The organism is Hymenobacter agri, from assembly GCF_054778495.1.
In genome coordinates, this window is record NZ_BAAGZM010000284.1 from 1 (window position 1) to 5371 (window position 5371).

Below are 5371 nucleotides of genomic sequence, written 5' to 3' on the forward strand. Positions count from 1 at the left end.
GGCTTCGAGCAGACCGGCGGGCAGCACGCTTCGGCGCTCTTTTCGCCCGCCGGCGAGTTGCTGCTGCTGCGCGAAGATGTGGGCCGTCACAATGCGCTCGATAAGGTGATTGGGGCCGCGCTGCTGGCCGGCTGGCTGCCGCTGCACCAGCACATTTTGTTGGTGAGCGGCCGCGTCAGCTTCGAGCTGGTGCAGAAGGCGGCGGCGGCTGGCATCGGCGTGCTGGCGGCCGTGGGCGCCCCCAGCAGCCTTGCCATTCAGGCGGCCGAGAGCTTCGGCATGACGGTGCTGGGCTTCGTACGCAACGAGCGGTTCAACATCTACAGCCACGGCTGGCGGGTGGTGGCCTGATTTCCACCGCAGCGAGCGTGGCGAATTGCGCAACCTTGCGCGCCCGCTGCGGGCTTAAAGCAATGCTGAATAAACTTGCTCAATAGCTATAGTTCGGCAACGCCTTCGGGTGCCAGCCGTTTAACTTTCAGCCACAATCCCACCCCATGAAACTCCGTATCGAAGACGACACCTTGCGACTGCGCCTCTCCCAAGGCGAGCTGGACGAATTTGCCGCGCAAGGCCGCGTCGAGGGGGCCGTGCACTTCGGCCTTGGCCCCGCCCAGCGCCTCACCTACGCCCTGGAGCGCGGCTCCGAGCCCGCCCAAACCCTCCCCGACGAAGAACCCGTGCAGGTGCACTACGAGCCCGGCGCGCTCACCGTATTGGTGCCCTTCCGGCTGGCCAAAACCTGGGTCGAAACTGACCAAAATGGCTTTTCGCACAACCTGCCCCTGGCCGAAAACCAGCACCTCCGTATTCTGGTTGAAAAAGACCTGGACTGCCGACACTAGCATGAAGTGTTGAGGTTTGAGTTTTGAATGTTGAGTGCACGCTGGTTTTTAGCGTGGAGCCCAGCCCAAAACCCGGCCTTTCTGAACTCAACACTCAACCCTTAAAAATCAACACTTCAACTATGGAAGACTCCCCGCAAACCGACCCCAGTAAAGCTGGCAAGACCGAAGAGCAGCTCGCCAAGTACGCTCCCACCAGCGGCGAGCGCCCCGACCAGGGCCACGCCCCGGTTGCCGACCACGAAATCCCTACTGCCGACAACGCCAGCAAAGCCATGCACGAAGCCAGCGCCAACACTCCGCCCGCTGAGGAGCACATTCCGGCCCCGCCCACCATGGAGGCTAAGTACCTGCACCCCATTCTGGCTCAGCCGCCCGAAGCCCTCACCGGCCTGCGGCTCGAAGGCCGCGAGAAAATTGCGGCCGGCGTCACGGCCGTCATCAAGTCCATGCAATTCAGCTGGACGGAGGGCGGCGTGGGCCGCGGCACCAAGGCCCTGCTGGGCCTGAACCAGAAAAACGGGTTCGACTGCTCGAGCTGCGCCTGGCCCGACCCCGACGAGCACCGCTCGGTGGCCGAATTCTGCGAGAACGGGGCCAAAGCCACCGCCTCCGATGCCGACGACAAGGCCGCCGGCCCCGAGTTCTTCGCCCGGCACAGCCTGGCCGAGCTCTCGCGCATGACCGACCGCGACCAGAACAACGCCGGTCGCCTCACCCATCCCATGGTGAAGCGCCCCGGCGACAACCACTACTCGCCCATCGCCTGGCCCGACGTTTTCGAACTCATTGCCAAGGAACTGAACGCCTGCAAAACGCCCGACGAGGCCGTGTTCTACACCTCGGGCAAAATTCCGAATGAGCCGGCTTTCTTGTTCCAGCTTTTCGCCCGCGAGTTCGGCACCAACAACCTGCCCGACTGCTCCAACATGTGCCACGAGAGCAGCGGCTCGGCCCTGAGCCCCACACTGGGCCTGGGCAAAGGCTCCGTCACACTCAACGACCTTCACGAGGCTGAAGTCATCCTCATCATCGGCCAGAACCCGGGCACCAACCACCCGCGCATGCTCACGGCCCTGCAAAAGGCCAAGCGCAACGGGGCTAAAATCATCAGCGTGAACCCGTTGCCGGAAGCCGGCCTCATCGCTTTCAAAAACCCGCAGGATTTCATGAACCCGCTCCGCGCCTTGGGCGCGCTGATGGGCGACGGCACCCAAATCACCGACCTGTTCCTGCAGGTGCGCGTGGATGGCGACATGGCCCTGCTGCGCGGCATCATGAAGCACCTGTTCGAGGCCGAGGACGCGAACCCCGGCCAGGTGGTCGACCGCGCTTTTGTGGCCGAGTTCACCGAAGGCTTCGACTCGTTCGAGCAGAACATCCGCAACACGAGCTGGGAGGAAATCGAGGAAATCAGCGGCATCAGCCGCGCCCAGCTGCTCGAAGCGGCCAACATCATGGCCCGCAAGCAGAAAATCGTCACCTGCTGGGCCATGGGCGTAACGCAGCAGCGCCAGGGCGTGCAGACGATTCAGGAAATCGTGAACCTGCACCTCATGAAGGGTGCCATCGGCAAGCCCGGCGCGGGCACCTGCCCGGTGCGCGGCCACTCCAACGTGCAGGGCGACCGCACGATGGGCATCTGGGAGCGCGTGAAAGGCGAGTTTCTCGACGCGTTGGAGAAGGAATTCAAGTTCAAAGCTCCGCGCGAGGATGGCCTCGACGTGGTGGAAAGCCTGAAGGCCATGCACGCTGGCAAAACCCGCGTGTACTTCAGCCTGGGCGGTAACCTGTTGGCCGCCGGCCCCGACACCGAGTTCATCGCCGAAGCCATGCGCAAGCAGAAGCTGACCGTGTTCGTGGGCACCAAGCTCAACCGCGGCCACCTCACCACCGGCGAAACCAGCCTGCTGCTGCCCACCTTCGCTCACGTCGACATCGACATGCAGAAGAGCGGCCACCAGATGACGAGCTGCGAAAACTCGATGGGCGTGGTAAGCCAGAACAAGGGCATCCTGGTGCCCCTGGCCGGCGACCAGCTAAGCGAAGTGGCCATCATCAGCGGCATGGCCATTGCCACGCTGGGCGACAAAACCCGCACCGACTGGGTGGCCATGACGGAGAACTACGACGTCATCCGCGACCACATTGCCCGCGTCATTCCCGGCTTCGAGGACTTCAATAAGAAGCTGCGCGAGCCGGGCGGTTTCTACCTGCCCAACGGCCCGCGCGAGCGCAAGTTCACCACCAAGGACGGCAAGGCCCACTTCAGCACCACCACACTGGAGAAGTACGAAGTAGCCCCTGACCAGCTGATTCTGATGACCGTGCGCTCGCACGACCAGTTCAACACCACGATTTACGAGTACAATGACCGGTACCGCGGCATCCACGGTGAGCGCCGTGTGCTGTTCATGAACCCGGCCGACATGGCCTCCCGCAACATCAAAGCCAAGGACCTCATCGACATCACCAGCCACTTCCAGGGCGAGGAGCGCACCGTGGAGAAGTTCGTGGCCGTGCCCTACGATATTCCGAAAGGCAACGTGTCGGCCTACTTCCCCGAGGCCAACCCGCTCGTTCCCATCACCAGCGTGGCCAAGGTGAGCAACACGCCCACTTCGAAATACGTGGTGGTAACCGTGGTGCCCACCGCCGTAAATAATGACAAGCGCATCAAGCAGCGCGAGGCGATGATGGCGTAGGGGCGCCGCCTGTCATTGCGAGTAGAGCGCAGCGCAACGCGGCAATCCTTCCTCCCGATGCGACCAGCCCGATAATGTGACAAGCCTTTTTATACGAAAAGCCCCGACACTGCATAGTGCCGGGGCTTTTCACATCTTGGGGGTTTTCTGCATCGAGAGGAAGGATTGCCGCGTTGCGCTGCGCTCCACTCGCAATGACAGGCGGCGTATTTACGCCGGCTCGCCCGTCTTTTCCAAATCAAACAACTCGCCCAACAGCTCTACCAGTTGCTCGCCGTCGTCGCGGCGGCAGGCGGCTTTGAGTTGGAGCACGTGCTGCTTGAGAATCTTCTGCATCAGCGAGCGGGTAGCTTCGTCGAGGAGCTTGCTTTCGGCGGGAGTGGCTTTTTTCTGGAAGCGGTCAAGCTCTTCCTGGCGCAGCTGCTCCAGGCTGGCCTTCATCTTCTGGATGAGGGGCGACACCATCATTTCCTTGGCCCAGTCGTTGAGGCCGACAATGCTTTCGGCAATGATGGCGCGCACCTGCGGCACGGCGGCCAGGCGGGTTTGCAGCGCGGCTGAAGCCTTACTCTGAATGGCGTCGATGTTGTACACCAGCACGCCGGGTACCTGCTCCACATCGGCGGCGATGCTGCGCGGCACGCTCAGGTCAATCAGGAACTTGAAGCTGAGCACATCAAGGTTTTCGGCCAGCTCTTTGGTGAAGAACGGCTCGGCGCGGTTGATGGAGGAAATCACGACGTCGGCTTCTTTCAAAGCGGGCACCAAGTCTTCAAAATCCACGATGCGCATGTTGCACTCGGCGGCCAGCTCTTCGGCCTTGGCGCGGGTGCGGTTGCAGAGCGTCACCTCCCCAAAGCCCTTGCTGGCGGCCAGGTGGCGGCACACATCGGCCCCGATTTCGCCCAGGCCCACTACCAATACTTTGGGGTTGGCCACGTCGGCGGTCAACTCTTCAACCAGCTCCAGGGCGGCGTAGCTTACCGAGGCAGCGCCGTCGCGGAAGCTGGTTTCGGTCTGGACGCGCTTGTTGGTGAAGAAAACCGTGTGCAGCAGGCGGTGCAGGAAGGGGCCGGCGGCGTCGGCATCGGCGGCCCACTGGTAGGCCATTTTCACCTGGTTGCTGATTTGCAGGTCGCCCACTACCTGGGCGTCGAGGCCCATGGCGACTTCGAAGAGGTGCTGCACGGCCGCGTCGGCGGTGGGCAGCAAGTCGAAGTAGGGGAGGAACTGGCCGATGTCGGCGCGGTCCTTGAGGTGGCCGAGGGCGAGGATGATTTCGCGGCTGCGGTCGTCCTCGGCGGCGTAGTACACCTCGGTGCGGTTGCAGGTGCTCAGCACGAGCAGGTCATTAAGGCCCAGCTCATTGTGCAGCGTATGGAGGAAGCGGCGGCAGGCGGCCTCATCCAGCGAAAGCAGCTCGCGAATGGCAAGCGGGGCTTTCTTAAAGGAGAGGCTGACGGCCTTGAACGGATGCGACATAGACGGAATCGACACGAAATCGGACTACAAAATTACGGCAGGATTTCGGTAGGATATCATAACAGCCCGGGCATAAGTAGGGTTCGAGGAGAAAGTTGACGAATATCAGGGCTTCATGGGCCTGTAGCGGCCATTGGGGCAGAAAAGCCCCGCCGGCCTGATAAAAATCAGGCGTGTGGTGGAGCCAAGCGGCCGGAACAGCACCGCCGATGGCCGTGCGGGGCCCGCGTACCTTTGCGCCATGTCGCCGAAAACCCCGCCCGCTACTTCTTCCTCACTCGCGCCGGAGCCCGTCCGGGTTGCCTCGGCTGCGCCACATGCGTCGGCCGCAACCCCGCT

4 protein-coding genes are annotated in these 5371 nt (G+C 62.6%); 3 read left to right on the forward strand and 1 reads right to left on the reverse strand.

The features are described from left to right. From ACYVDE_RS13775 to ACYVDE_RS13785, 3 genes are all read left to right on the forward strand, one after another. Positions 1-351, forward strand: a 351-nt coding sequence (locus ACYVDE_RS13775) for a formate dehydrogenase accessory sulfurtransferase FdhD (protein ID WP_460502120.1), incomplete at its 5' end; no start/stop codon positions are given. A 146-nt stretch (positions 352-497) separates the two neighbouring features. Continuing rightward, entirely contained in the window at positions 498-845 is a 348-nt protein-coding gene (locus ACYVDE_RS13780) for a DUF7009 family protein (RefSeq protein ID WP_460502121.1), read from the forward strand. Positions 846-967: 122 nt separating this feature from the next. Then, a complete protein-coding gene (locus ACYVDE_RS13785) occupies positions 968-3550 on the forward strand; it encodes an FdhF/YdeP family oxidoreductase (protein WP_460502122.1) in 2583 nt (860 codons plus the stop codon). Positions 3551-3760: 210 nt separating this feature from the next. On the opposite strand, the gene hemA is transcribed toward ACYVDE_RS13785, so the two are convergent. Further along, entirely contained in the window at positions 3761-5032 is a 1272-nt protein-coding gene (gene hemA / locus ACYVDE_RS13790) for a glutamyl-tRNA reductase (RefSeq protein ID WP_460502123.1), read from the reverse strand. Between the last annotated feature and the right edge of the window lie 339 nt (positions 5033-5371).